The following is a 24,720-nucleotide window of genomic DNA, read 5'->3' as shown; positions in this document are numbered from 1 at the left end:
CCTAAAGCTTGCCGATGCCGGAAACCAGCGCCGCGCGGCCTTCGTCCAGTTTGTAGGAAAGCCCGACGACGGCGGCGCGGCCGTCGTCGATCGCGGCGGAAATCACACGGGAACTGTCCGCCAATCGACGGGCCGTTTGCTTGACGTGCTCCACCACCATGTCGTTGACGTCCGTCTGCTCGTTGCGCACTGCGGTCAGGACGGACGGCGTGATGCGCTCCACCAGGGAGCGGATGAAACCGACTGGCATCTCACCCGTCTCCACTGCGTTCTTAGTTGCCTCCACGGCTCCGCAGTTGTCGTGTCCAAGGATCACGATGAGGGGGACGTGAAGTTCGGAAATGCTGTATTCAAGCGAACCGAGGACCGCGTCGTCGATCACCTGGCCGGCGGTGCGGACCACGAAGGCATCGCCGAGGCCGAGGTCGAAAATGATCTCAGCGGCCAGGCGGGAATCCGAGCAACCGAAAATCACGGCGAAGGGATGTTGGTCTTCAACAAGGGAGTTCCGGCGCGAGGCGTCCTGGTTGGGGTGCATGGACTCGCCGGCGACAAAACGTTCATTTCCTTCGCGCAAACGGCGCCAGGCAAGTGCAGGAGTCAGATAGGTGGCCACGGCGCTACTTTACGGCTTGGAGGTGGCAGGCTGCGAAACTGTTTCGCCAGGCTTCGTGGTTGCGTCCGGGGAAGCTGCCGGAGCTGCGTCCACTGCCTTCACCACGGCTGCGGCTAAGGTGGAGAACTCGTCCAATCCTGCGCTGCCACTCAGGATGATCGTGGTGCCGCGGTAGTTCAGGACCATGCTGCGGTTGCCCTTGGCCGTGTCATGGAGTTCCCAGTCGTGGCCGCCCGCGTTGCGCGTGCCGGTGACCGGGGCACTGCCGGTCTGCTGGAAAATCCACGTGGGATTGGCCTTGCGGGTCTGGACAATTCCGATGAACGCTTGCTTGGGAGTGAGGTACCCGACCTCCCAAGTGGGTACGCCGTCGCCAGTCCCGGATACCCAGCGGGCGTAGTTTGGACTAAATGTGTCGCCGGTATCGGGCGCCACGGGTGTGAAACCCGCCACATCTTTGGCATTGGCGGCGGTTGCTGCCACATTGACGTTGGGCCGGTAGCCATCGCTCTTCGGCGCCGGGTTCATGAGAACGATTGGCAGGAATGCCACCACGCAGAGGAGCAACGCGATGAGCATGCCGATCACCGAGGCGTTGGCGCGTTTGGCTGCTTTTGCCGGGATGACGGGCTTGACGATCGGTTGGCTGGCCTCGTCGGTGCCGGGGGCGCCACTGCTGCCATCATTGCCATTGCTTGACGGGAAGGCGGCAATTGCTTTGTCCTGCGTATCACTCACGCTTCAATAGTCCCTTATCCAAGCGGCTAATACACATCGGGCAATTCGCGCAAGGGGTATTTCGAGAGTCGGTCATCCCATGACCCGTCTGCCCGGCCCCGACTATGATCTCTTGTAGAGGAATGATCCAGGCCGCCAAGCGTGGCCGTTCCTGGTCCCACGAATCGCATCATCGAAGAAGAGGTTCACGTGTCTCCAGCGCCAATGTCCCAGAAGTATTCCACGATTTCGCCGGCGCTCGCCGTCGGGACCGATGAGCCGGACCGCAACCTGGCCCTCGAACTTGTCCGTGTCACCGAGGCCGCGGCCATTGCCGGCGGTCACTGGGTTGGTTTCGGCGACAAGAACAAGGCCGACGGCGCCGCGGTTGACGCCATGCGCTCGTTCCTCCACACCGTCCACTTCAACGGCGTCGTTGTCATTGGCGAGGGTGAGAAGGACGAAGCCCCCATGCTCTTCAACGGCGAGCACGTCGGCGACGGTACCGGGCCGGAGTGCGACGTCGCCGTCGACCCCATCGATGGAACCCGCCTGACTGCCCTGGGCATCAACAACGCCCTTGCCGTGCTTGCAGTGGCCGAACGCGGCACCATGTTCGATCCCTCGGCCGTGTTCTACATGGAGAAGCTCGTCACGGGTCCCGAAGCAGCTGACATGGTGGACCTGCGTCTGCCGGTGAAGCAGAACCTGCACCTGATCGCCAAGGCCAAGGGCGTCAAGGTCAACCAGCTCAACGTCATGATCCTCGACCGCGACCGCCACCGCCCGCTGGTGGAGGAAATCCGCGAAGCCGGCGCCCGCACCAAGTTCATCATGGACGGCGACGTCGCTGGCGCTATCGCCGCCGCACGTTCCGGCACCGGCGTCGACGCCCTGATGGGTATCGGTGGCACCCCGGAAGGCATCGTAGCCGCCTGTGCCATCAAGTCCCTCGGCGGTGTCATCCAGGGCCGCCTCTGGCCCACCAGCGACGACGAGAAGCAAAAGGCCATCGACGCCGGTCACGACCTCGAGCGCGTGCTGTCCACCAACGACCTCGTGACGAGCGACAACTGCTACTTCGCAGCTACGGGCATCACCGACGGCGACCTCCTCAAGGGCGTCCGCTACTCCAAAGACAAAGTCCTGACCCAGTCCATCGTGATGCGGTCCAAGTCCGGCACCATCCGCTTCGTCGAAGGCGAGCACCAGGCCAGCAAGTGGGAAGGCTACGCCCGCAAGTAAATCCTGGCTTAGGCAAAAGGGCGGCACGATCGCTCGGCGGCTATCTCCTCGTTCCTCGTCGATTCTGACGCCGCTGTCGCGATCCCACCGCCCTTTTGCGTGCCCGCGGACTTCCGTCGGGCTAATTGGGAAAGAGCGTCAGCGGAGCTTTTCGCGCAGCTTGCGTGCAAGCTGGTAGGCGCCGTATCGGAGCTTCTTGACGGGAAGGTCCCACGTGCCTGGGTAGGCGATTTCGCGGCCGCCGAAGGACTTCTTGAAGGCAGTAAATCCGGCCCACTTATGGTCGGGATCGCCTTCCGGGGCAACACCCCACAGGTCAACGTGCTTGAGTCCCTTGTCCTTTGCATCGGCCATGAGCGTCACGAGCAACGGAATGCCCGCGCTGAGCTTGCGGTGCGTGTCATCGAGCGCCGCATGGGCGTAGGTACGCGTGTCTGCGGAGTCGTACGCCAAGGCGGCGGCAATGGGCTCGCCTTCCAGTTCGGCGATGAACAGGGTGCCGGCGCCGGCAGGCATGAGGGAACGGGCTACCGAACTCAAGTAGTCGTCGCTCTGGGGTTTGAAACCGTTGCGTGCCGCAGTCATGTGCAGGAAGTTGAGAAGTACCGAGATCTCTTCAGGATCCTGCGAAGACCGGAACGTAACGCCCTTCTTGTGGATGTTGCGGTACAGGTTCCGGTTGGTGGGTTTCATGGCCGCAAGGACGTCCTTGAAATCGCCGTCGAGGTCCACAATCCAGCTCAGTTCCGGCTGCTGGTTGGACGGCGCCGGCTGCAGGCCGCGAGCCCGAAGTACCGCGTCGGCGTCGGCCGTTTCGAACCCGGCGGTGACTGGTTCCATCCGGACAAACACTGCCCTGCTGCGACGCGCGATGTCCACGAGTGCCCCTACAGCCGCGTCAAAGGCCTCCAGCGAATCGGCCACAGGTCCGTACGGCGTGTAGATCACCTTGCCGGCGGGGTTCGTTTCCTCCACAGCAAGGAGACGCCACCCGGGGCCGGACTCCTCGTGCACAGTACGTCCGAGGGAACGCTGGAAGGACGCCCAAGCGGGCGTCTGCAGGAAATACTCCACGGCCTAGTTCCCCAGCCCCGTTGTCACGGCGAACGCAACGCTCGTTCCCGCTGCACCCGAAGCCGGGTGCACCATGACGGGCTCTTCGGCCGCCGGGATGAACGCACTTCCGCCACGCGCGACGGCGAGTTCGCTCTTGGGGGAGTCGAGCACGACGGAACCCGACACGACCACGACGACGGCGGGACCGACTTGCGCCAGCGGCACCGGTTCCGCTCCGGGAGCCAACTCGATGCGCTGGAGTTGGAACTCCCGGAACGGCGGCACATAGAGATCCTGGCCAAATCCGGAGGTTCGCGGCGCGATGCGCGGCACCCCGAGGGAAGCGAACTCGATGGTCTTCAGGAGTTCGGGAACATCGATGTGCTTGGGAGTGAGGCCACCGCGGAGCACGTTGTCCGAGGCCGCCATGACCTCCACGCCGAGGCCCTTCAAATAAGCGTGGACGTTTCCGCCCGGCAGGTAGACGGATTCCCCCGGTGCCAGGAAGACCAGATTCAAGAGCAGGGAAATCAGGACACCCGGATCGCCCGGGAACTCATTGTTAATGCCAACCAACGTGGTGAGTTCCGCTGTGTGGATCCCCATCGGCGCGCCCGATTTCAAGACTGAGACCACCTGCTCCGTTGCCGCCGAGACGGCATCCCCGCCGGTGATCAGGCGGGTGAACGCAGCCTTGAGAGCGGCAGACTCGTCAGGGACGGACAGGTCTGCGATGACCCCCGTGATGACCTCCGGGACGTCGACGGCGGCCAGGTCCAGGAGAGTCGCGAGGTGCTGGAAAACGCGCTGCGACTCGGCGGCTGGACGGAAACCGCAAAGCGCCTCAAACGGGGTCAGCGCGAAGATCATCTCTGGCTTGTGGTTGTCGTCCCGGTAGTTGCGCCCGGGGGAATCCGCTGCCACGCCGGCGGCATTTTCCTTCGCGAAACCGTCGCGGGCCTGCTGCAAGCGAGGGTGGACCTGCAAGGACAGGGGCTTGTCCGCCGCAAGAAGCTTGGTAAGGAACGGCAGCCGGGGACCGAATTCGGCCAGGCTGGATTCGCCCAGGAAATGGGCGGGATCTGCGTTGATCAGGGCGTCCAAGGCAACGGAGGATCCATCGGGGCGCGTGGCCAAAGACGGCGAGTCGGGGTGCGCTCCGATCCACAACTCCGCCTCGGGTCCGCCCGAGGCGGGCCTTCCCAGGAGGGTGGAGATCGCCGTCGTCGATCCCCATGCATACGGTCGCAGAACGTTCTCAAGCAGGTACACGGCAGGGGATCCTTGTCATTACGAGGCGGTACGTTCGGATAATTCGGGCGCTTGCCAGCCTACAACGGTCTGCATAGCCCGTTGCCGGGATCCATCAGGTTCGTTCTGGGCTGGTTCCGAGCGGGCCGGCTATTGGAGACACCGCAACGCCCTCTTAGCGGCTGCTCCGAGCGGAGACGTTGGCCGTGGAGAACACTTCGGCCACCTTGTCGCGGAGCCTGGCCCCTTTTTCAGTAGCGGTGTTGTTGAGCTCCTGGGCAAACTCGAGCAGATCGCCATGAAGCCTGACGGCCAGTTCATCGGTTCCGGAAGCAAGCATGCGCACGGCCAGGAGTCCGGCGTTGCGGGCGCCCCCGATCGACACGGTCGCCACTGGTACGCCTGCGGGCATCTGAACGATGGACAGCAGGGAATCCATGCCATCCAGGGTCTTCAGCGGGACCGGGACGCCGATCACGGGCAGCGGGGTGACGGATGCGAGCATGCCCGGCAAATGGGCGGCGCCACCCGCTCCGGCGATGATGACGCGGATGCCGCGTTCATGGGCACTCTGCCCGTAGCGGATCATTTCCGTGGGCATGCGGTGGGCGGAGACCACATCGGCTTCGAAGGGGATGCCGAATTCAGCCAGGGCGTCCGCCGCAGCTTCCATGACCGGCCAGTCGGAATCGGAGCCCATGACCAGGCCTACGATCGGGGCGGCTTTCCCGGCACCCGTCTTTTCTGCACTCATGCGGTCTCCTCGGTGGTGGTTTCTGCCGGCATGCGGCCGTCACGGATGATGTCGGCCACGACGGTGGCGCGGTGCCGGATGGAATCGACGTCGGCTGTGGAGTTGCCGACGAGGTTCACGTGGCCGATCTTGCGGCCGGCACGCACGGATTTGCCGTAGCAGTGGATCTTCGCGGCGGGCTCATAGGCGAGGGCCTTGGGGTAGGCGCTGAAGAGATCCTGGTTGGCGCCACCCAGGAAGTTCTTCATGACCACCACCGCGCCCAAGGCGTCGGTGGCGCCGAGGGGGAGGTTGAGGACTGCGCGCAAGTGCTGCTCAAACTGGCTGGTGACGGAGCCGTCCTGTGTCCAGTGGCCCGTGTTGTGCGGACGCATGGCGAGTTCGTTGACCAGGAAACCAACCCCGACGCCGGGAGTCTCGAAGAGTTCTGCCGCCATGACGCCCGTGACGCCGAGTTCATTAGCGATCCGCAGCGCTGCCTCTTCGGCGGCGGCGGCGACCTCCACGGGAATGTTCTGGGCAGGCGCAATGACTTCGTCGCAGACGCCGTCCACCTGGACAGTGTGGACAACCGGCCAGGCGCGCGATTCGCCGTCGGGAGTTCTTGCGACGAGCGCGGACAGTTCGCGGCTGAACTCAACCTTCGCCTCGGCGAGCAGCGGGCTCATGGCCGTGAACCAGCCCGTGGTGGTCCGGGCGTCGTCGGCAGAGTGAACCATTCGCACGCCCTTGCCGTCATAGCCGCCGCGCGGAGTCTTCAAGACGATCGGCCAGCCGATCTGCTCACCGAAAGCCACAAGGTCTTCGACGCCGTGGACGGCTGCCCACTCCGGGTTGGGCAGCCCGAGGCGGTCGATCGCTGCACGCATCACCAGTTTGTCCTGCGCGTGGACGAGGGCATCCGGACCCGGCTGGACATTGACGCCGGCCTCGATCAAGGCACGAAGGTGCTCGGTGGGGACGTGCTCGTGGTCGAACGTCATGACGTCCAATCCCTTGGAGAACTCGAGCAAGGCCGCGAGGTCCTTGTAGTCGCCCACTGGAGCCGTCGCCACGGCCTGGACGGCAGAAACGTCCTCACCTTCGGCAAGGACACGGAGTTCAAAGCCAAGAGCGGTCGCGGCCGGAGCCATCATTCGTGCGAGCTGGCCGCCGCCCACCACGCCTATTACAGGAAAAGTCACAAGGTTCAGCCTACCGAACCAGCAGCCCGTTCCTGGATTCTGCCGCCATCGTTGCCCTGCACGGCTACCGAAAGGGTTCCCGTGCTGGGCCGTCGGCGCGGAACAATTGGGCAAGCTTCAAGGATTCGGCGCTAAAATGGAGACTTCGGCCCATCGGCCCCCTAGAACAACGGCCATGGAGGGTCATGATCAACACACTTGCAGATCGCATCCGCGGACTTGCCTCGCTCTTTTGGCGCGAAGTAGCCAAGTTCGGCGCTGTCGGCGGTGTTGCGTTCGTCATAGATAACGGCCTGACCTACTATCTCATGCACGGTCCGATGTCGGACAGCGAGGCCAAGGCCCGTTTCGTCGGGGCCACTGTGGCCACGGTGTTCTCATGGATTGCCAACCGCTTCTGGACGTTCCGCCACCGCCGCCAGGACAACGTGGTGCGCGAGTTCGTGATGTTCATCATCATCAACGGCATTGGCATCGGTATTTCCACCGGCCTCACCGCCATCGCCAAATACGGCATGAATATCCAGGATAAGAACATCCTCTTCGGCGCCGGCGTGATCGGCATCCTAGTTGCCACCGTTGTGCGCTTCTTCGCCTACCGCTTCCTCGTGTTCAACAAGGAACTGGACGAAGAGCCGGCCTTCTCGCATGACCACGAGCTCATCGAAGCCCATCACAAGGCCAAGGCTATCCACGCCGCTAGTGCCGATGCTCGTCCCGACGCCGACGCCGGCGCCGGCTCCGATGAGGGCGAGGAAGCGGTCAAGCGCCGCTAACGCGCTCGTTGTCCAGCAGGTGCTGGGTGACTTCAACGTCGGGGTGGACCAGCACCACTGAGCCGTCTTTCTTCCATGCGCCGAGCGCCTCCGCCAGCGCTGATTCCAAGCCGTCGGCCGCACGGACCAGCAGCCGAACGCCGGTCTCGTGTTCCTTGGCAAAGCCGTCCAGCAATTCATTGTGCGCGTGTCCGGTTTCAGGGCGGCGCAGGGCGGGTAGCGCGGGGTCCGGTTCGGCGTGTGCCATGAACACGTCGCCGTGGGAGCGGACCTCTGCTGCGTAGTCCACGACGCCGACCGGCAGTTCGCCGGGCCAACGCATCGCGAGTGCCGCCAGGGGCACGGCGACGACCGCATCAAAGTCCGCGCCAGCACCGGCGTCGGGGGTGTCCGTCACGAGAAGATCGGCGCTGCCGCCGTCGAGTACCAATTCCATGCCCAATTGCCAGCCGGCCAGCGCCCACACAAGGGACTTCCAATGGGCCGGCAGGTCCAGGCGCAGGCTCATGCCCGGCTCGGCGTCGAACTCGTCCTGGAGCAGGTTGCTGGTCTTGGCGACCCAATTGTCCAGAACCCGGCCTGAAAGCTCCACCCGTTCGGCATCCGGTCCGTACCAAGTCAGGCGGGGTGACGTGGCGTGCCCGGAACGCAGGGCTGCCATCAGGTTCATCGCGGGGGTGATCATGGCTACATCTTGCCACGGGGCGCTCGCGCAGCCGCGGGGAGTATGTGAGTTGTGCCACATGGGGCCGAACAGGATGGTTCGCGCGACGATCCGGCGGGCTGCATGATTTCCCTGAAATTCAACGAAAATGCATATTAAGTGATTCAGGGCTTCCGTTTTTCGCCGGGGCTCACGGGTGACGCGGAAAAATCCACGGGCGTGGCGTGGCACCAGTTAGTGCGGAAAGTTGATTATTATCCCGGAGCGGCTTGACGGCTTGGTAGTTACACGCGTGTAATTAGATATCGAACGCCGCTGCGGGAGTATCGGGAACATAACCGAGTACCGAATGAGCACGGCAGTATCTGCAACATCAGGAAGGGACGCCATGGGGCAAGCGTTGCGTATCCAGGAAGATGCAGTCGTCGCGGAATATGCGTCGGTCAAGTACCGATCGCGGGAAGTTCCGGGGGATTGGTATGTTGACCCGGCAGATCCGCAAGCGGCGGACCGTTATATCGAGACCGCTCGCGAGTCGTTGGAAGATCAGGCAACAGCCCTTCTGGCGGCACACGAGGCCCTCGTGGGGGACATACCGGTAGATCCGGAGGACGATCTTGACGATCCTCCCATGGAGCTGCGACGGCCATTCGACAACCCGGCCCAGCCGGTGTGGATCGGGCTCCCTGGCAAGGGGGACTTCGACGACGAAGGCGAACTCGGTTGGCAGACGGACGCCTTGTGCGCCCAGACGGACCCCGAGGCCTTCTTCCCCGAAAAGGGGGGCTCCACGCGGGATGCCAAGAAGGTTTGCGGTGCGTGCAATGTACGTTCGCAATGCCTTGAGTACGCACTCGCCAATGATGAACGTTTTGGTATCTGGGGCGGGCTCTCCGAGCGCGAGCGCCGCAGGCTGAGGAAGCGAGCGGTCTGATTCTCAAGGCAGTACACGTTACCGCCGTCGTCGTCTCGCATGACGGCGGTAACTATCTCCCCAGAACCCTGGCGGCTCTGCTGGACCAGACGCGTCCGGTAGATGCCGCCATTGGCATTGATACGGGCTCCCGCGACAAGTCCGCAGCGTTGCTGCGGCGGGCGCTCGGCGAGGGCAAGGTCACCAGCACAGGCGAATCCAAAATAGGCTTCGGCGCAGCCGTCATGGCTGGCCTGGCCCGTTCGGCTCCGTCGAAGGAACCGGGCACCACCGAATGGATCTGGCTGCTGCACGACGACGCCGCCCCCGCCCCGGAGGCCCTCGCCGAACTGCTTCAGGCAGTCGAGCGTGCTCCCTCGGTCACGGTGGCTGGTTGCAAGCAGCTGGCCTGGGACGCGGAACGCAAGCTCATCGACGCCGGCCTGTCCACGAGCCGCTGGGCCGAAAGGCTCACGCTCATCGAGGCCGACGAACTGGACCAAGGTCAGTACGACGGCCGTACCGACACGTTCGCCGTGAACTCCGCGGGCATGCTGATCCGGCGCGACGCGTGGGAGCAGCTGGGCGGCTTTGACCCGGCGCTACCGGGTGTAGGAGACGACGTCGATTTCTGCTGGCGCAACTGGCTTGCGGGCAACAGGGTTGTGGTGGTCCCGGCGGCACGCATGTTCCACGTCGTGAACCGGCCCCACAGCCTGTCGACGCCTGCTGCCGCCCGCAAGAGCCAGGTCCATCTGAGGCTCACGCATGCCTCGCCATGGAAGGTTCCGCTGCACGTGATCGGCGCCTTGCTCGGCGGCCTGTTGCGGCTGGCCTTGAGCATTCTGGTCAAGGAGCCCGCCCACGGAATATCCCAGCTCGGCGCCACCCTGGCGGCCCTTGGCCGTCCCAGGGCGATTTGGCGTGCCAGGAGGAATGCCGCCCGGACGCGGCGGGTGCGGCGCTCCGTGATCAAGGGCCTGCAGACTCCGCGGCGCGAGGTTTGGGCCCACCGCCGCTCCCTTGTAGAAGCGATTGGTGCAGACGATTTCCAGGAAACGCTGGATTCCCTGGCTCCGGAACCGAGCGGCGATGCTGGCGACGATTTCGCAGCCCTCGCTACGAATGAGCGAGGGTGGATCGGCACTGGTGCAGTAGCGGCCGGATTCGTTGCCCTGGCCGCCTCCTTCGTAGGCCTGCTGGGATTCCTGGGCGCGGGCGGGGCGACCGGCGGCGGGCTGCTGCCGGTGGCCACCGCCGCTGACATCTGGCGCTCAGCCTCCAGTTGGTGGATCAGCTTGGGCGCAGGACTGCCTGGGCACGGGGATCCCTTCGCCTACATACTGTGGCTCGCGTCGATGCTCGGGGCAGGCGACTCTAACGCAGCCATCGTGTGGCTGTTGTTGCTGGCCATGCCCGTGTCCGGACTAGGTGCCTGGTTTGCCGCCGGCGCGTTGACCAAGCTGCGCCGTTACCGATTCATTGCCGCACTGGTGTGGGCGGGAGCGCCGGTTCTCCAGGTCTCTGTGAACCAAGGAAGGCTTGGGGCCCTCCTGGCCCACGTGGTGATGCCTTTGCTGGTCCTGGCACTCTTGCGGGCCACGGGATCGGCACTCGGTCGGGGCGCCACGTCCAACCAGCTTCAGCATCAGCCGTCCGGCGCTACCTCAGCCAAACCGTTGCCGGGGAAACCGGGCAACAACGGCACGCCGTCCTGGACCGCTGCTGCCGCGGCCGGACTGGCGCTGGCGGTAGTGACCGCCTCTGCGCCGTCCCTGCTGCCCCCCATTGCCGTCCTCGTTGTCTTTTGCGGCATCGCCCTGGGGCGGCGCGGGCGGACTGTCTGGTGGTCATTGCTTCCGAGCGCGGCGCTTTTTGCGCCGTATGTGCTCTCGGCCCTGGAGCGGCCCCGCGCCATGCTGGCCGATCCGGGCCTCCCGCTCGGGTTCGAATCCGCACCGTTGTGGCAACAATTGCTGGGCCAACCCCTGAAATTCGACGTCAACGGCGGATTGGCCGGCTTGGCACTCTTTGGCCCTTCGGGCGTGCCTTGGGCGCTGTTGCTTGCTGTCCTGGTTGGCGCGCCGGTCTTCCTCTTGTCCGTGGCGGCCCTGTTTGTGCCTGGACGGCGCTCTCGCGTCACACGTTTCCTTTGGGCGGGTGCCCTCCTGCTCCTGGCCTGGGGCTGGCTCGTCGGGCACTTGGCCACAGCCGCCAACGGCAACATGCTCGTAGCACCCTTCGCGGGGTCGGCAGTTTCCGCCGCCGGTTTCGCCGTACTTGGAGCCGCGCTGATTGGAGCCGAAAACCTCCTCCAACTCACGGCCAAGGCGGAGGATGGCAGGCCGGTAAGGCGCGCCGCTGTGCGAGCCCTCTCTGCTGTGACAACCCTTCTCCTGGTTGCCGGACCCCTGGCCAGCATGGGTGTATGGGCAACCCAGAACGTTATGACCAATGCGGATACCGTGCCGTCGGCCAGTGGTGCCCTCGGCACCCCGCGCCTGGTCCAGCCGGCAGGCAAGAACACGCTTCCGGCTACCGCCGTCGACCACGGCCAAGGGCCAGAGCAGACCCGCACGCTGGTCATCACGGCCGGTGAGAACGGCGGCTACACGTCATCCCTGATGCGTGGGGCCGGTACCACGCTGGACTCGCTCTCCACCGTGGCCGCCGCCGGTTCGATCATGGGTTCACCCGGCCAGGAGCGTCTCGCGGCCGACGACGACGCGACTGCGTCCATCCGGAACGCGGTAGCCACTATTGTCGCGGGAACGGGCGTAGACCCGCGGCCGAACCTTGAGCAACTCGGGGCCGGATTCGTTGTTCTGAAGTCAGCCGACCCTGCTGCCCAGCTGACCGCCAACCGGATAGATTCCGTTCCTGGCTTGGTGGCTGTGGGAAAGACCGAATCCGGGTGGCTGTGGCGTGTCACGCCGCTGAACCGGGCTGCTGCAGCCGATGCCGAAACGGCGCACCGGGTCAGGGTGGTGGATGCCAAGGGAGCTGTTGTTGCCCTCCTTCCATCCCTCGGAACCTCTGCTGAGGGGGGCATCCCGGCTGGCGGGGATGGCCGCCTGGTAGTGCTCGCTGAGCGGGCAGATGCCGGCTGGAGCGCTTGGCTGGATGGCCGTCGGCTGAGCCCGACCACCTCCGGATGGGCCCAAGCGTTCATCTTGCCGCCTGCAAGCGGCAAGATCGAGATCCGTTACACCACTGTTTGGGAGCCTTGGCTCGGCATTCTGCAGGCCGTAGTGATTGGTTTGACCGTCCTGCTGGCCATTCCCATGCCTGCCCGCAGGCCGAAGACCGGCCTCCTGAAGGAACAAAAAACTCTCCGTAAGGAATACAGCAGTGTCTGACAACCAAGACCCTAGGCCAGGAACGCCCGCCCGGAGGCGTAGCGCGGAACCTGGCATCGGAGAGACAAGGGATCGCGGCCAGCGCAAAGCAGGGAACAAGAACAAGGGCATTGTGTTGGGCGCGCTCTCCGCGGCGCTGCTGCTTGCGGCAGGGGCAGGCATGGTCTCTGCGGCATCCATAGTCCCGGCTCCGTCAGGGAGCAAGACCTTGGACATGTCCCTTGCCGATGTCCCCGCGGGCAAAGCGACCGCCGTGTGTCCGGCGCCTCCCCGTCTCCCTGAGGGAACCGCCGCGGGCACCGACACTCAATTCAGCCCCATTTCGCGTTCAGCCAAGAGTTTTCTGGATGCGCTAGTGCTCAGTGACGCCGCCGGCTCTGTTCCCGGAAGCAGCCTCGCCTCCCTGGGCGGGTCCGCGATAGCCGAAATCGCCAAGCCTCCTGCCGCCGTGCAGACCCCCGCGCCAGGTCCTCCCGTCCTTAGCGCAGGCGTCGTTGCCCAACGGCCAGCGGGAGAAGTAACCGTGTTGGGTGCAGATCCCATCAGTGGCCAAAAGGCCGCCGTGGCGGGCCTGATAAGCTACACGGCCAGCGACGGCGATCTCCGAGGCCTTGCGGCGGCACCCTGCCAGCAACCGGGCAACGATGCCTGGCTCCTAGGCGCCAGCACCGCACTGGGACGAACAGCGGTTTTGAACATCAGCAATGCTTCGGGCACACCAGCCACCGTCAACCTTGACCTGTACGGTGCCCGTGGCCAGATTCAGGCCTCGGACAGCCGCGGCTTGCTGGTTTCGCCGGGAACTACGCGATCCATCAACTTGGCCGGGCTGGCCCCGAACGAGGGCCAACTCTCGGTGCACCTGCGCAGCGGCGGCGGGCCGGTTGCGGCAAGCATCCAGCAAAGCGTTCTCCGCGGCCTGACGGCGGGGGGTGTCGAACTGATTACCCCGGGCGCTGCTGCCGCCGACTCCCAGGTCATGACGGGGGTGGACATCCAGGACCCGGCCGCCGTGAAGTCGCTTGCTGACAAGGCCGGTTTTTCCGACGTCGTTCCGGCGCTGCAGATCACGGTCCCCGGTCCCGCGGATGCCGTGCTTGATGTTCGGTTGTTCGGGCCGAACGGGCAGCGCGCGCTGCCCAGCGGGGGAGCGGTCACTGCCAAAGCGGGTTCGGTCACCCAAGTGCCGCTCACGGGAGTCCCCGCCGGCATGTACACAGTCAGCGCTACCTCGGACGTTCCCTTCGCCGCGTCCACCCGCGTAACACGAGGACTCAAGGCTGAGGATCCCGTGGACTTCGCCTGGTCTCCGGCCGCGGTCCGTTTGGGCAGCCAGCATGTGATTGCGGTGCCTCAGGGAGGCTCGCGTTTCCTCAGCTTCGGCGTACCGGCAGGCCGCGCCACGGTGAGCTACACGCCCGTCACTTCGGACGGCAAGGTGCACAAGACGGAGACTGTGGAGATCGCCGGGGGAACCACCTCGGTCATCGGGGTTCCGGAGAAATCCGACGGCGCCACGATTTCCGGCTATATCGTGTCGGCGGCAGGAGACGCGGCGTACGGCGCGCTCGTGCTCGGCCAGGGCGATCAATCCGGAGTTTCGGTCCTGACCATTCAAGATGGCGCGGCGGGCCGCGAAAAAGTACAGGTCACCTTGGGTTACTGAGCGGCGGTTTACGGTGTACTGCTCTGCCGCCGCGGCTTACTGATAACGACGGCGGTAGACAGGGTCCAGGGTCTCCGGCGGGACGCCGAGCATCTCGGCGGTGTATTCGACGACGACGTCGTGCACCAGGTCCTGGAGGTCCTCGCGGCCCCCGGTGGTGTGCTCTACGACACGCCGATAGATGGTGATGACGGGTCCTGCGCCGTGGGCTGCCGGGGTGTATGAGCCCAACGGTGCCGCTGTGCCTTGGGCTACCAGTTCCTCGAGGTTTGGCGGGATCTCGTCGACGGCGAACGAGACGCCGTCGAGCCGTTTGCCCCACATATCCTGCAGCCGTTCGGCGGAATCCAGCACGAGGTCGTCGAACCTTTCCGCGCGCGTCCTGTAGCCGGGAACGTTGGGAAGCATGATTTCCCCGCGCAACCCCCGCCCGTGGCGGTTTCTGCGGCGCTGCCTGAAGCCGCGTACGGACGTGCCCGCCGTCGTCGTTTCCTGGCTGTCCTCGGTATCAGACAAATGGACTGTGAAGCCCGGAACGTGGTGCTGTGACTGCATATATCGACTTTAGACCCGTGCCTACGCCAACGCGACATAATGCCCTCTCAGAGGCAATGCACCGCGCCGCGGCGAAGTGCGGCTAATCTGGGATGTTGTGGGTGCAATTCGTCAGTGTTCCAGATCAGCTTGCCGTCAATCCGCGGTGGCCACTTTGACGTACGTCTACGCCGAATCGACGGCGGTGCTGGGTCCTCTGGCTATGTATGCCGAGCCCCATTCGTACGATCTGTGCGCGCAACATGCGGAATCGCTGACGGTACCGAGGGGCTGGGAAGTCATGCGACTCGCCATGCCGTCCTCGCCGCCGCAGCCCGGGCCGGATGATCTCCTCGCCCTGGCCAATGCCGTGCGCGAAGCGGCCTCGGCCCCGGCGCCGGAACAGCGTACTGCCCGCGCCCCCTTTGATGGACCGGCCCCTGCCGAGGGAACAGCAAGGCGCCACCTGCGCATCCTGCGCGATCCTTCCTGAACTCGTTCGCGTCCAGCACGAACCGCACGCTGTCTGACTCCGTGTGTCGCTGCTCCCTTTGTGACAAGGTTCCCGGTGCCGCCGGGTTGTACTCTGGAAGCTGCATATCAGTCCAAAGCGGCGCCTGTGATGGTGCCATCCAGGGAGCTTCAACCATGCCAAAGGTCAGTCCTCAATTGTTGTCCATCCTGCGTTGCCCGGTCACCGGGTCCCCGCTGGAGCAGGACGGCGAGGAACTTGTCTCGACGGCGGCGGCCGCCTCGGGTGAAAAGATCCGCTACGCCATCCAGGACGGAATCCCCTTGCTGCTGCCTCCGGAGCTGCTGGCCGCCGCCAATGCCGCTGCCTCGGACCAGCACGACGGACCCCGCCACGCCTGAGCCCCAACTGACTTCAACCATTCGGTACTTCTAAGGACTTCCATGACTTTCGACTACAAGGTTGCCGACATCTCCCTGGCCGAAGCCGGGCGCCACCAGATCCGCTTGGCCGAGCACGAAATGCCGGGCCTCATGTCGTTGCGCGCCGAGTTCGGTCCAAGCCAGCCGCTCAAGGGAGCCCGCATTGCCGGCTCCCTGCACATGACCGTGCAGACCGCAGTTCTCATCGAGACGCTCACCGCCCTCGGCGCCGAGGTCCGCTGGGCCTCCTGCAACATCTTCTCCACGCAGGACGAGGCCGCTGCCGCCGTCGTGGTCGGCCAGGGAACGGTCGGGGACCCCCAAGGCGTTCCTGTGTTCGCTTGGAAAGGCGAGACCCTCGAGGAATACTGGTGGACCGCCGAGCAGATCCTCAGCTGGCCAGGCGCGGATTCCAACCCGGAGTTGGGCCCCAACATGATCCTCGACGACGGCGGCGACGCCACGATGCTGGTCCACAAGGGCGTCGAGTTCGAAGCCGCAGGTGCGGTGCCGACGGCTACGGATGACGATCCCGAAGAGTACGCACTCGTCCTTGATGTGCTGCGCAAGAGCCTGGCCGTCGACCCGAAGAAGTGGACCCGCATCGCTGCCGGCATCCGTGGCGTGAGCGAGGAAACCACCACGGGAGTGCACCGCCTCTACCAGCTCGCCGAACAGGGCAAGCTCCTGTTCCCGGCCATCAATGTCAACGACTCTGTGACGAAGAGCAAATTCGACAACAAGTACGGCATCCGCCACTCGCTGCCGGACGGCATCAACCGTGCCACGGATGTCCTCATGGGCGGCAAGGTCGCCGTCGTCTGCGGCTACGGTGACGTCGGCAAAGGCGCCGCCGAGGCACTCCGCGGCCAGGGCTCACGCGTGATTGTGACCGAGATCGATCCCATCTGCGCACTCCAGGCAGCCATGGACGGCTACCAGGTGGCCAAACTTGAATCGGTGCTGGAACAGGGCGATATCTTCATTACCACCACGGGCAACAAAGACGTCATCATGGCCTCCGACATGCTCCGCATGAAGAACAAAGCGATCGTGGGCAACATCGGCCACTTCGACAACGAGATCGACATGGCCGGACTGGCAAAGCTTCCGGGCGTCCAGAAGGTCGAAATCAAGCCGCAGGTCCACGAATGGGTGTTCCCCGCAGCGGATGGCCGAAATGAGCGATCGATCATTGTGCTTTCCGAAGGCCGGCTCCTGAACCTTGGCAACGCAACCGGCCACCCGTCGTTCGTCATGAGCAACTCCTTCGCCAACCAGACGATCGCCCAGATCGAGCTGTGGACCAAGAAGGATCAGCCCGAAGGCGAGCGTGAATACTCGAACGAGGTTTACGTGCTGCCGAAGATCCTCGACGAGAAGGTCGCTCGCCTCCACTTGGATGCTTTGGGTGTGGAATTGACCGAACTCAGCAAGGAACAGGCTGAATACCTGGATCTTGACGTTGCCGGGCCGTACAAGCCCGAACACTACCGGTACTGAGAACACGGGCTGGGAGCGCGCTGACCGGCGAGCTCCCAGCCAATATCAAGCCACGCCCCTTAGGATGCGGCTGTGGGGCGTGAGTTTTTTGGGGGGCGCGAGGTTTTTGGAGAATTCAAACATGGGTCATAATCCTGACGGCGGGCACGCGGACGCTTCTGAGCGCTGGGACGCCTTCGAGCATGCCGACGCCTTCGATCACCCGGACGCGGCGGAGCCCGTGGACACGAAGCGAAGCAGGTTCCGGAAGATGGCCTGGATCGTGGTTGTCTGCCTCATTGCCGCCCTCAGCGGCACCTTCGCTGCCGTGGCGCCGCATGCGGCCAGCGCGGCGATCGAGTCCGAAGGATCATCCGGTGAACGCAGCGAGGCGGGTGCCGTGCTGCCGGTCGTGAAGCCCGCTACGGTGGTCGCCTCACCCGCGAGCGGGGCCAAACAGGTAAACCCCGCCGCCCCCGTCACAATCGCCGTCAAGGACGGAACCCTGGACAGGGTCTCCTTGACGAGCACTAAGGGAAAGACCATTGAGGGCGGGTTGACCCCGGATGGCCTCAGCTGGACGGCCACCACGCCCCTCGAATTCAACACTTCATACACTTTCAACTACACCGTGGCGGATTCGGCTGGCCGTGCCACGTCGAAAACCCAGTCCTTCGCGACGGTTTCCACCCAGAACGAGGCCGACGCCGCGATGTACCCCCTGGAGGGGTCCAAAGTAGGCGTGGCGCAGCCGCTTCAGATCACCTTCAGTGAACCCGTGGTCAACAAGGCCGCCGTCGAGAAGGCCATCACGGTCACGTCCACATCAGGCCAAGTCGGGGCCTTCCACTGGTTCAGCGACACCATGGTGCGCTACCGCCCGGAGAACTTCTGGGCAGCGAACAGCACCGTGACCGTGGATCTCAAACTGTTCGGGGTGGACTTCGGCAACGGCCAGATCGGCAACTTCAACAAGACGAACTCCTTCAAAATCGGAGACAAGAAGGTTGCCATAGCTGACGCGGTCGCCCACACCTTCACGGTCAGCGTCAACGATCAGCAGGTTGGCGAGTGGCCGGACACCATGGGCGACACCAGGTTCCCTTCCGCACGCGGCTACCTGGTGCTCATGGAAAAGTACCGGGTGGAGCACATGGACGCCTCCACCATCGGTCTCAAGCCAGGGGATCCTGCCTACTACGGACAGCTTGACGTCAACTACGCCACGCGCCTGACGCCCAGCGGGGAGTTCATCCACCAGGCCACGGACTCGGCGATGCCTTACGTCGGCGTCACAAACCTCTCGCATGGTTGCATCGGCCTGGGCCCGGACGGGGCGAAATGGGTCTTCGACAATATGGGAACCGGAGACGTCGTCCAAGTGGTCAACACCGAGGGCGATTACGCCAACTTCGACGACGGCTTTGGCGACTGGAACATCCCCTGGGCGCAGTACGCGAAACGATAGGTCGACCCCGCACGCGCCGCTCCGGCACATTGGGCTAACCGCCGTCGGAAGCGTACGACGCCGGCTGCTCGCCTAGCGCGTGAACGGGAGCCTGTTGAGTCGCGCGCCGACCGTGGCGCTGCGATGCTCTGCGCTGCGCAATCGTTCGAGGTCCCGGTTCCGCCGTTCGCACAGCACTGCGTGCAAATAGTCTTCCGGCGTCGTTCCGGGCGGCGGCGGCGGGGCAACGTGGGCTGCCAGTTCGGTGGCGAGGGCTCCAGCCAGCCTGGTGCGTGATTCCGGGGCCATCCGGGGCGCTTGCTGGATGAATTGTGAGGCACGCCGCGCCGTGCCGTCCGGCACCCTGCCGATGTCCGCGATTCCCACCCACGCCTGCAAGTGTGGCGGAGTGTAGGGGAGGATCTTCCGTTCAGCGGGAACGCGCTGCCTGAGGGAATAGCTTCCCGCCACGACATCTCCGAGCCTCTTCGACTTGTCGTTGAACAGGGCCACGGCGATGGCCAGCCCGCCGAACGTCGCGTAGATCTCCAGGAAGCCGATCAACCCGCGGATCAGCGCATGCCGGAAGCGGATGGAGCCGCCGTCGTCGCGCACGATCCTGAGTCCGGTAGCCAGCTTTCCCAGCGAGCGGCCACGGCTCAGCGTTTCCACAGCCACGGGGACGACCACAAGGCACAGCACCACGATGGACAGGGCCACAGCGCGGCTGGCGGCTTCGTCCATGCCCGGCGCCGCTACGCTCAGCAGAATCAGCAACCCGAAAAGCAGCAGGACATACACCAAGACATCGAGCATGAGCCCGAGGGCTCTTGCCCCGAACGATGCTGGCCGCAGTTCGAGGACCACGGCCTCGCCAGTAATGATCGAACTCAAGCGGTCCCCCAAAAACTGCCACGTACTCCCACGATGTGGGCGGGACCGGTCGGCTCCCGCTGGGTCGAGTCTAGCCGTGGAGGCGGATGTATAGCAGGGGTTGCTGCGGACGTTGGCACTGCTTTCGAAGCGTTGGCACTGTGTTGGGACTGTTGGGACTGTGTTGGCCGTGTGTTGGCACTGTTGGCACTAGGGTAGAGCCGTGGACATGGACGCCTTCTCCGCCGTGAACGGCACCAAATGGTCCCGCTTGCACGAGCTCGCGCACAAACGACGCCTTGACGGCGGCGAAGCCGATGAACTGTTGCGGTTGTACCAAGTGGTGTCATCACACCTGTCCCTTATCCGATCCGTGGCCCCGGAGAGCGCGCTGTCCGCGTCCTTGTCGGCAGCCCTGGCCCAGGCCCGCACCCGATTCACCGGGGCGAGGTCGAATTTCATGGAAGACCTCGCGCGCTTTTTCGTCGTGTCCTTACCGGCCGCGTTCTACCGCTTGCGCTGGCTGACGGTGTGTTGTGGGGCGTTCTTTTGCCTTGTAGCCGCGGCGTACACACTGTGGATCGGGACGTCGACGGACGCGTTGAGAGCGCTGGGAAGCAGCAGCGCCGTCAAGCAATACGTCGACCAAGATTTTGTTGGCTATTACTCGGAGAACCCCGCTGCGTCCTTCGCAGGGGCTGTCTGGACAAACAATGCCTGGATTGCGGCGCAGTCCGTGGCTCTGGGCATCACCGGCTTCTGGGTGCCGTACATGCTGTTCTCGAACGCACAGGGCGTAGGGATCGCCGCTGGTGTCTTTGCCGCGACCGGCAAGATGGACGTGTTTTTCAGTTACATCCTTCCGCACGGCCTCATGGAGCTGACCGCCGTCTTCATTGCGTCCGCGGGCGGTCTCCGCATTTTCTGGGCCATGGTTTCGCCCGGCCCCCGCCGCAGGATGCAGGCCGTGGCGGACGAGGGCCGCTCACTGATCACCGTGGCTCTTGGCCTGGTGATCGTCCTGTTGCTTTCCGGACTCGTTGAGGCGTTCGTGACCCCCAGCCCGCTCCCGGTATGGGCAAAGATACTGATCGGTTCGCTCGTTCTCGCGGCGTACTGGGTCTATACCCTCGTGCTGGGCGGACGGGCGTTCCATGCCGGCGCCACAGGTGACCTGGACAGCAACGACGCCGGCTACCGGGAGATAGCCGCTTAACAGCACGTGGGTCCGGTCGCAATCCGGCGTTCGCCGGGGTGGCTCCTCGTTCCTCCGCGAGGGCGGACTGTAGGCTCGAAGACAGAGAAGATTGCCAGCGGACTGTTCCCGCACCGGCATGTGAATCCTACGGAAGTGAAATTGAAGTGACCGAGAAGAGCCCGATCCCCAAAGACCCGGACGCGAATATCCATGATGACGGCGATGAGCCGGCCTTCGATTGGATGAAGCCCGCCCCCAAGTCCGCGGCCCCGGACACACGCACGGCAATGGCTGCTGGCGGAGGCCAGGACTCTTCTACGAAGTCGGTGCCCGAGGGCAAGCCGGCGGTTGAATCCGCGTCCGGACAGCCCGGGAGCCGGGCTGACCGCAAGGCCGCCGAGGCGGCCGAAGCCGGGCCGGAACCGGCGCTCTTCGCCGAGCCCCTGCCGACGTCGGCCCTTCAGGTCCGCCCGCCGGAGTCCGAGGTGGAACGCCGCAACCACGAGCGCGAGCAGGCCGCCAACGCCAAACCCGTGGCCCCGCGCATTTTCCAGGTCCTGCTGGCCGTCTTTTACCCGGTGGTCCTCCTGGTGCTGGCAATCCGCGCCGTGGCCAGTCCGTTGTTTCTGTGGGTGGAGTACTACCGGCCAGGGTTCCCGGGCGACGGCTATGGCTTCAATGCCGATGACCGGATAACCTACGGTTCCTATGCCGTGGACTACCTCAGCAACTGGTCCGGTCCGCGCTACTTGGGCGAGCTGGTCAACCGGAACGGCGAGAAGCTGTTCAAGGAGGGAGAAGTCTCCCACATGGCCGACGTCAAGACCGTGATACTCTCCGCATTCGGTGCCGGCGCCCTCATGATCATCATTGGCATCATTGCCATGCTGTGCCTGCGTAAGCGCAGCACTGGCGGAATCCGCCGCGGCCTTTTTGCAGGTTCGATCGTCACTCTTGTCCTCATCCTGGGGCTGGGCACGCTTGCCGCCCTTGGCTGGCAACAGTTCTTCACGGAGTTCCACCAGATCTTCTTCGCGAACGGCACCTGGACATTTTCCCTCGACGACACCTTGATCCGTTTGTTCCCTGGACAGTTCTGGATGGACGCCGGAATAGTGATCGGCGCTTTGGTCTTCGTCGTCGCCCTGCTGACGCTCATCTTCACCTGGCCCACCCGCCGTCGTCGCGGACTGCTGGTCAAGGACGACGCGGCTGCGGAAGACCCCGCGGACGCGAAGGCGACCTCCGCAGGGGACGGCCCGCTCGAAAAGTAGCGGCTAGATCCAGGACGGCATCCACATACGCATGCGCCAGTCCTGGTAGCTGATCACTTCCGCCGTCCACACCGGGTAGAAGAATGCCGACAGCAGCACGGCAAGAACCACCACCAGCCCCACCACGTAGAGTCCCGAGCGACGGCGCCACGGGGGAGTGCTGGTCTTGCCCAGAGCAAGCCCCAATCCGTAGACGAGAGCCAAGACCAGGAAGGGTTCGAAGGAGAGGGCGTAAAAGTAGAACATCGTGCGGTCCGGATACATGAACCACGGCAGATACCCCGCGGCGACCCCCGCCAGGATGGCTCCGGCCCGCCAGTCGCGCCGTCCGGCCCACCAGAAAAGCACCACGAAGAGGGCAATCGTCGCACCCCACCAGATCACGGGATTGCCCACGGAAAGGATTGCCGAGGTGCAGCTGGAGAGGTCGCAACCGGCCGTTCCCTGCTTGGGCGACTCGTAGTAGAACGACGTGGGCCGCCCCATGACCAGCCAGCTCCACGGACTCGATTGATAAGGGTGGGGTGAGCTGAGGCCTTGATGGAAGTTGTAGGCCTCCATGTGGTAGTACGCAAGTGAGCGCAACGGTCCGGGAATCCATCCCCAGGTGTCGGAAGGATTCGTTTCGGCCCATTGGCGGTAGTAGGCGTCCTTGGAAAGGAACCAGCCGGTCCACGTGGACAAGTACACGGCTCCGGCCACCGGGATCATGGTGAAGAACGCCAGCACGCCGTCTTTGATGATCGCGGAGCTGGGCCAACTTCGAATGCCTGCGATGCGCCGCGCGCTCATGTCCCAGAAGACCGTCATCAAGCCGAAACCGGCCACGAAGAACAGTGCCGACCATTTCGTGCCGACCGCCAGGCCGAGGCAAACGCCGGCCGCCAATCGCCACCATCGAAATCCAAGCCACGGCCCAGAGGCGAGTTGCGATAGCGTTGGCCGGCCGTCTTTCGACGCGCCCGCAAGCGCGGCGAGCCGTGCCGCGAGGCGGCGCCGGCCGTCGTCGCGGTCCATCAGCAGGGCACCAAACGCCGCGAGCAGCCAAAACATCAGGAAGATGTCCAGCAGGGAAGTGCGCGACATGACCAGGTGGTGGCCGTCGACGGCGAGCAGCAGCCCCGCGACCGCGCCCAGGATGTGGGAACTGAACAGCTTCAGGGCGATCAAGGCGATCAGGAAAATGGAGAGGGTACCCGTCAGGGCTGCGGAGAATCGCCAGCCAAAGGAATTGTCCGAACCGAAGATCCACATCCCGAAGGCGATCATCCACTTTCCTACCGGGGGATGCACCACGTATTCGGGGGAGTTGAGCAGGATGTTGGGGTTGCCAGCGTTGAAGGCATCGTTGGCTTTATCCGGCCAGCTCCGCTCGTATCCGCTAACCAGGAGGGAGTAGGCGTCCTTGACATAGTAGGTCTCGTCGAACACGAGGCTATGCGGGGCATCGAGGCGGACAAAACGCAGGATCCCGCCGATGACGGCAGTAATGGTGGGGATTAGCCAGAACCACAGTCTCAATGACGCCGGATAGTCGCGCCAACTCTGGATGCCGCCAAGGAGCCGCGTACGCAGGGCCTCTGCGGTGAACGCTTCGCGGGGCCGTGTCAACCAGGTCTGCGGGGCGGGGGGCACGGAGGTATCGATCACTCAGCCATGCTACCTTTTGCCTCCGGTAGCTCCCTGAAAGCGGCATGGGAGGCCGGCGGAGCAGCCCTGCACGGGCCGAGGAGGCACCGGGGCACTAGGCTGGACGGGTGACTGAACAGCTGAGCTCCCCGGATGAAGCCCTCGATCCTGCCTCTGCGGAGCCCTCGGAGTCCACGGACACCACCGCACTTCCCGTTGAGCCACAGGCTCTTCCCACACTTCCCGACGGCGTGGGCCGGATCGTACTGGCCGCCACTCCCATCGGCAACGTCGGCGATGCCTCCAGTCGGCTCATCGAACTGCTGCAGACCGCCGACATCGTCGCCGCAGAGGACACCCGACGCTTGCACCGACTGGTCCAGTCGCTCGGTATTACAGTGTCCGGCCGCGTCATCAGCTACCACGAGCACAACGAGGCCGCCAAGACCGAGGAACTGCTGGACTACGTCAGGGCGGGCAAGACCATCATCATGGTGAGCGACGCCGGGATGCCTGCCGTGTCCGACCCCGGCTTCCGCCTCGTGGAGGGAGCGGTGGCGGCCGGACTCTTCGTCACCGCCTTTCCAGGGCCGTCCGCCGTCTTGACGGCGCTGGCGCTTTCGGGGCTGCCCACGGATCGGTTCTGCTTTGAAGGTTTCCTGCCACGCAAAGCCGGCGAACGCAGTTCCCGGCTTGCGGACCTTGGCAACGAACGCCGGACGATGGTGTTCTTCGAGGCACCGCACCGGCTTGAGCCAATGCTCCGCGCCCTCCACGAGCGGTTCGGCGCGGATCGCCGCATCGCAGTGTGCCGCGAATTGACCAAGACCTATGAGGAAGTTATCAGGGGAACCGTCCGGGAGCTGCTCGAATGGGCTGAAAACAACGAGGTCCGCGGCGAGATTGCCGTAGTGGTGGCAGGCGCGCCCGAACAGGCGCCGGGCAAGCCTGAAGACCACGTCGCCTCGGTCAACGAGCTCATGGCCAAGGGCGTCAGGCTCAAGGAAGCAGTGGCTGCCGTGGCCGAAGAGGCCCGCATCAGCAAGCGTGAGTTGTACTCTGCTGTGCTCGCCGCGCGTTAGGGCGTTGCTCTCCGCGCGCTAGCTTGCGCTTCGAGGCGGGGCTGTGCAACTGCACAAACCCATGCTCCTGCGGCAGTGCGCGAAGGCGTAGACACTGCTTCCCGGC

22 protein-coding genes are annotated in these 24,720 nt (G+C 64.4%); 12 read left to right on the top strand and 10 right to left on the bottom strand.

Annotated features, from left to right (window positions below; translation table 11 throughout):
* Position 1 precedes the first annotated feature (1 nt).
* Positions 2-616 (bottom strand): carbonic anhydrase, encoded by a 615-nt coding sequence (locus tag AC3ANQ_RS16685; RefSeq protein WP_488302061.1) that lies wholly within the window; start codon positions 614-616, stop codon positions 2-4.
* Between the two features lie 9 nt (positions 617-625).
* Positions 626-1,354, bottom strand: coding sequence for a DUF4245 domain-containing protein (locus AC3ANQ_RS16680; RefSeq protein WP_488302060.1), 729 nt, complete (start codon positions 1,352-1,354; stop codon positions 626-628).
* Positions 1,355-1,558: 204 nt separating this feature from the next.
* Between AC3ANQ_RS16680 and glpX the strand changes: the two genes are divergently transcribed.
* Complete coding sequence (gene glpX, locus AC3ANQ_RS16675) at positions 1,559-2,578, top strand: class II fructose-bisphosphatase (protein ID WP_184736742.1); 1,020 nt, start codon at positions 1,559-1,561, stop codon at positions 2,576-2,578.
* 138 nt (positions 2,579-2,716) lie between these two features.
* Here the strand turns inward: glpX and AC3ANQ_RS16670 are convergent, their stop codons facing one another.
* The 4 genes from AC3ANQ_RS16670 to AC3ANQ_RS16655 all read right to left on the bottom strand — a co-directional run bounded on the left by AC3ANQ_RS16670 (position 2,717) and on the right by AC3ANQ_RS16655 (position 6,823).
* Positions 2,717-3,652 (bottom strand): lipid II:glycine glycyltransferase FemX, encoded by a 936-nt coding sequence (locus tag AC3ANQ_RS16670; protein WP_488302059.1) that lies wholly within the window; start codon positions 3,650-3,652, stop codon positions 2,717-2,719.
* Between the two features lie 3 nt (positions 3,653-3,655).
* Complete coding sequence (gene manA / locus AC3ANQ_RS16665) at positions 3,656-4,906, bottom strand: mannose-6-phosphate isomerase, class I (protein ID WP_488302058.1); 1,251 nt, start codon at positions 4,904-4,906, stop codon at positions 3,656-3,658.
* Positions 4,907-5,060: 154 nt separating this feature from the next.
* A complete protein-coding gene (purE, locus tag AC3ANQ_RS16660; RefSeq protein WP_488302057.1) occupies positions 5,061-5,639 on the bottom strand; it encodes a 5-(carboxyamino)imidazole ribonucleotide mutase in 579 nt (192 codons plus the stop codon).
* A complete protein-coding gene (locus tag AC3ANQ_RS16655) occupies positions 5,636-6,823 on the bottom strand; it encodes a 5-(carboxyamino)imidazole ribonucleotide synthase (RefSeq protein ID WP_488302056.1) in 1,188 nt (395 codons plus the stop codon). The genes purE and AC3ANQ_RS16655 overlap by 4 nt, the downstream gene beginning before the upstream one ends.
* A gap of 185 nt (positions 6,824-7,008) precedes the next feature.
* Between AC3ANQ_RS16655 and AC3ANQ_RS16650 the strand changes: the two genes are divergently transcribed.
* A complete protein-coding gene (locus AC3ANQ_RS16650; protein WP_488302055.1) occupies positions 7,009-7,599 on the top strand; it encodes a GtrA family protein in 591 nt (196 codons plus the stop codon).
* Here the strand turns inward: AC3ANQ_RS16650 and AC3ANQ_RS16645 are convergent.
* On the bottom strand, positions 7,586-8,284 hold the full coding sequence (locus tag AC3ANQ_RS16645) for a TIGR03089 family protein (protein ID WP_488302054.1): 699 nt from the start codon (positions 8,282-8,284) through the stop codon (positions 7,586-7,588). The two genes, AC3ANQ_RS16650 and AC3ANQ_RS16645, sit on opposite strands and share 14 nt — an antisense overlap.
* A gap of 367 nt (positions 8,285-8,651) precedes the next feature.
* Here AC3ANQ_RS16645 and AC3ANQ_RS16640 point away from each other — a divergent pair, with 367 nt between their 5' ends.
* From AC3ANQ_RS16640 to AC3ANQ_RS16630, 3 genes are read left to right on the top strand one after another with little or no spacing between them, the layout of a single operon-like run.
* The gene (locus tag AC3ANQ_RS16640; protein WP_488305355.1) at positions 8,652-9,197 is read left to right on the top strand and encodes a WhiB family transcriptional regulator; all 546 of its coding nucleotides are present in this window, start codon (positions 8,652-8,654) and stop codon (positions 9,195-9,197) included.
* A complete protein-coding gene (locus AC3ANQ_RS16635; protein WP_488305354.1) occupies positions 9,197-12,535 on the top strand; it encodes a glycosyltransferase family 2 protein in 3,339 nt (1,112 codons plus the stop codon). The genes AC3ANQ_RS16640 and AC3ANQ_RS16635 overlap by 1 nt, the downstream gene beginning before the upstream one ends.
* The gene (locus AC3ANQ_RS16630) at positions 12,528-14,201 is read left to right on the top strand and encodes a DUF5719 family protein (RefSeq protein ID WP_488302053.1); all 1,674 of its coding nucleotides are present in this window, start codon (positions 12,528-12,530) and stop codon (positions 14,199-14,201) included. The genes AC3ANQ_RS16635 and AC3ANQ_RS16630 overlap by 8 nt, the downstream gene beginning before the upstream one ends.
* 36 nt (positions 14,202-14,237) lie before the next feature.
* On the opposite strand, the gene AC3ANQ_RS16625 is transcribed toward AC3ANQ_RS16630, so the two are convergent.
* Positions 14,238-14,756: a metallopeptidase family protein gene (locus AC3ANQ_RS16625; protein WP_488302052.1), complete on the bottom strand. Its 519-nt coding sequence runs from the start codon at positions 14,754-14,756 to the stop codon at positions 14,238-14,240.
* A 97-nt stretch (positions 14,757-14,853) separates the two neighbouring features.
* On the opposite strand from AC3ANQ_RS16625, the gene AC3ANQ_RS16620 reads away from it, so the two are divergent.
* The 4 genes from AC3ANQ_RS16620 to AC3ANQ_RS16605 all read left to right on the top strand — a co-directional run bounded on the left by AC3ANQ_RS16620 (position 14,854) and on the right by AC3ANQ_RS16605 (position 18,579).
* Entirely contained in the window at positions 14,854-15,228 is a 375-nt protein-coding gene (locus AC3ANQ_RS16620) for a DUF3499 domain-containing protein (protein WP_488302051.1), read from the top strand.
* Positions 15,229-15,383: 155 nt separating this feature from the next.
* Positions 15,384-15,608, top strand: a complete 225-nt coding sequence (locus AC3ANQ_RS16615) for a Trm112 family protein (RefSeq protein WP_488302050.1) — start codon at positions 15,384-15,386, stop codon at positions 15,606-15,608.
* Positions 15,609-15,650: 42 nt separating this feature from the next.
* Positions 15,651-17,132: an adenosylhomocysteinase gene (ahcY, locus tag AC3ANQ_RS16610; protein WP_488302049.1), complete on the top strand. Its 1,482-nt coding sequence runs from the start codon at positions 15,651-15,653 to the stop codon at positions 17,130-17,132.
* 250 nt (positions 17,133-17,382) lie between these two features.
* Complete coding sequence (locus AC3ANQ_RS16605) at positions 17,383-18,579, top strand: L,D-transpeptidase (RefSeq protein ID WP_488305353.1); 1,197 nt, start codon at positions 17,383-17,385, stop codon at positions 18,577-18,579.
* A 72-nt stretch (positions 18,580-18,651) separates the two neighbouring features.
* Here the strand turns inward: AC3ANQ_RS16605 and AC3ANQ_RS16600 are convergent, their stop codons facing one another.
* On the bottom strand, positions 18,652-19,452 hold the full coding sequence (locus AC3ANQ_RS16600; RefSeq protein ID WP_488302048.1) for an RDD family protein: 801 nt from the start codon (positions 19,450-19,452) through the stop codon (positions 18,652-18,654).
* Positions 19,453-19,654: 202 nt separating this feature from the next.
* Here AC3ANQ_RS16600 and AC3ANQ_RS16595 point away from each other — a divergent pair, with 202 nt between their 5' ends.
* Both AC3ANQ_RS16595 and AC3ANQ_RS16590 read left to right on the top strand, forming a co-directional pair.
* A complete protein-coding gene (locus tag AC3ANQ_RS16595) occupies positions 19,655-20,647 on the top strand; it encodes a stage II sporulation protein M (protein ID WP_488302047.1) in 993 nt (330 codons plus the stop codon).
* A gap of 146 nt (positions 20,648-20,793) precedes the next feature.
* Positions 20,794-21,903, top strand: a complete 1,110-nt coding sequence (locus AC3ANQ_RS16590) for a TIGR01906 family membrane protein (protein WP_488302046.1) — start codon at positions 20,794-20,796, stop codon at positions 21,901-21,903.
* 3 nt (positions 21,904-21,906) lie between these two features.
* Here AC3ANQ_RS16590 and AC3ANQ_RS16585 read toward each other — a convergent pair whose 3' ends face one another.
* A complete protein-coding gene (locus AC3ANQ_RS16585; protein WP_488302045.1) occupies positions 21,907-23,553 on the bottom strand; it encodes a dolichyl-phosphate-mannose--protein mannosyltransferase in 1,647 nt (548 codons plus the stop codon).
* Between the two features lie 230 nt (positions 23,554-23,783).
* Here AC3ANQ_RS16585 and rsmI point away from each other — a divergent pair, with 230 nt between their 5' ends.
* A complete protein-coding gene (gene rsmI / locus AC3ANQ_RS16580) occupies positions 23,784-24,614 on the top strand; it encodes a 16S rRNA (cytidine(1402)-2'-O)-methyltransferase (protein WP_488305352.1) in 831 nt (276 codons plus the stop codon).
* Positions 24,615-24,720: the final 106 nt, after the last annotated feature.

This window comes from Arthrobacter sp. DMZ02-1R (genome assembly GCF_057747935.1).
Note: the sequence above shows the minus strand (reverse complement) of the source record. Positions and strands in the feature narration are given on the sequence as shown.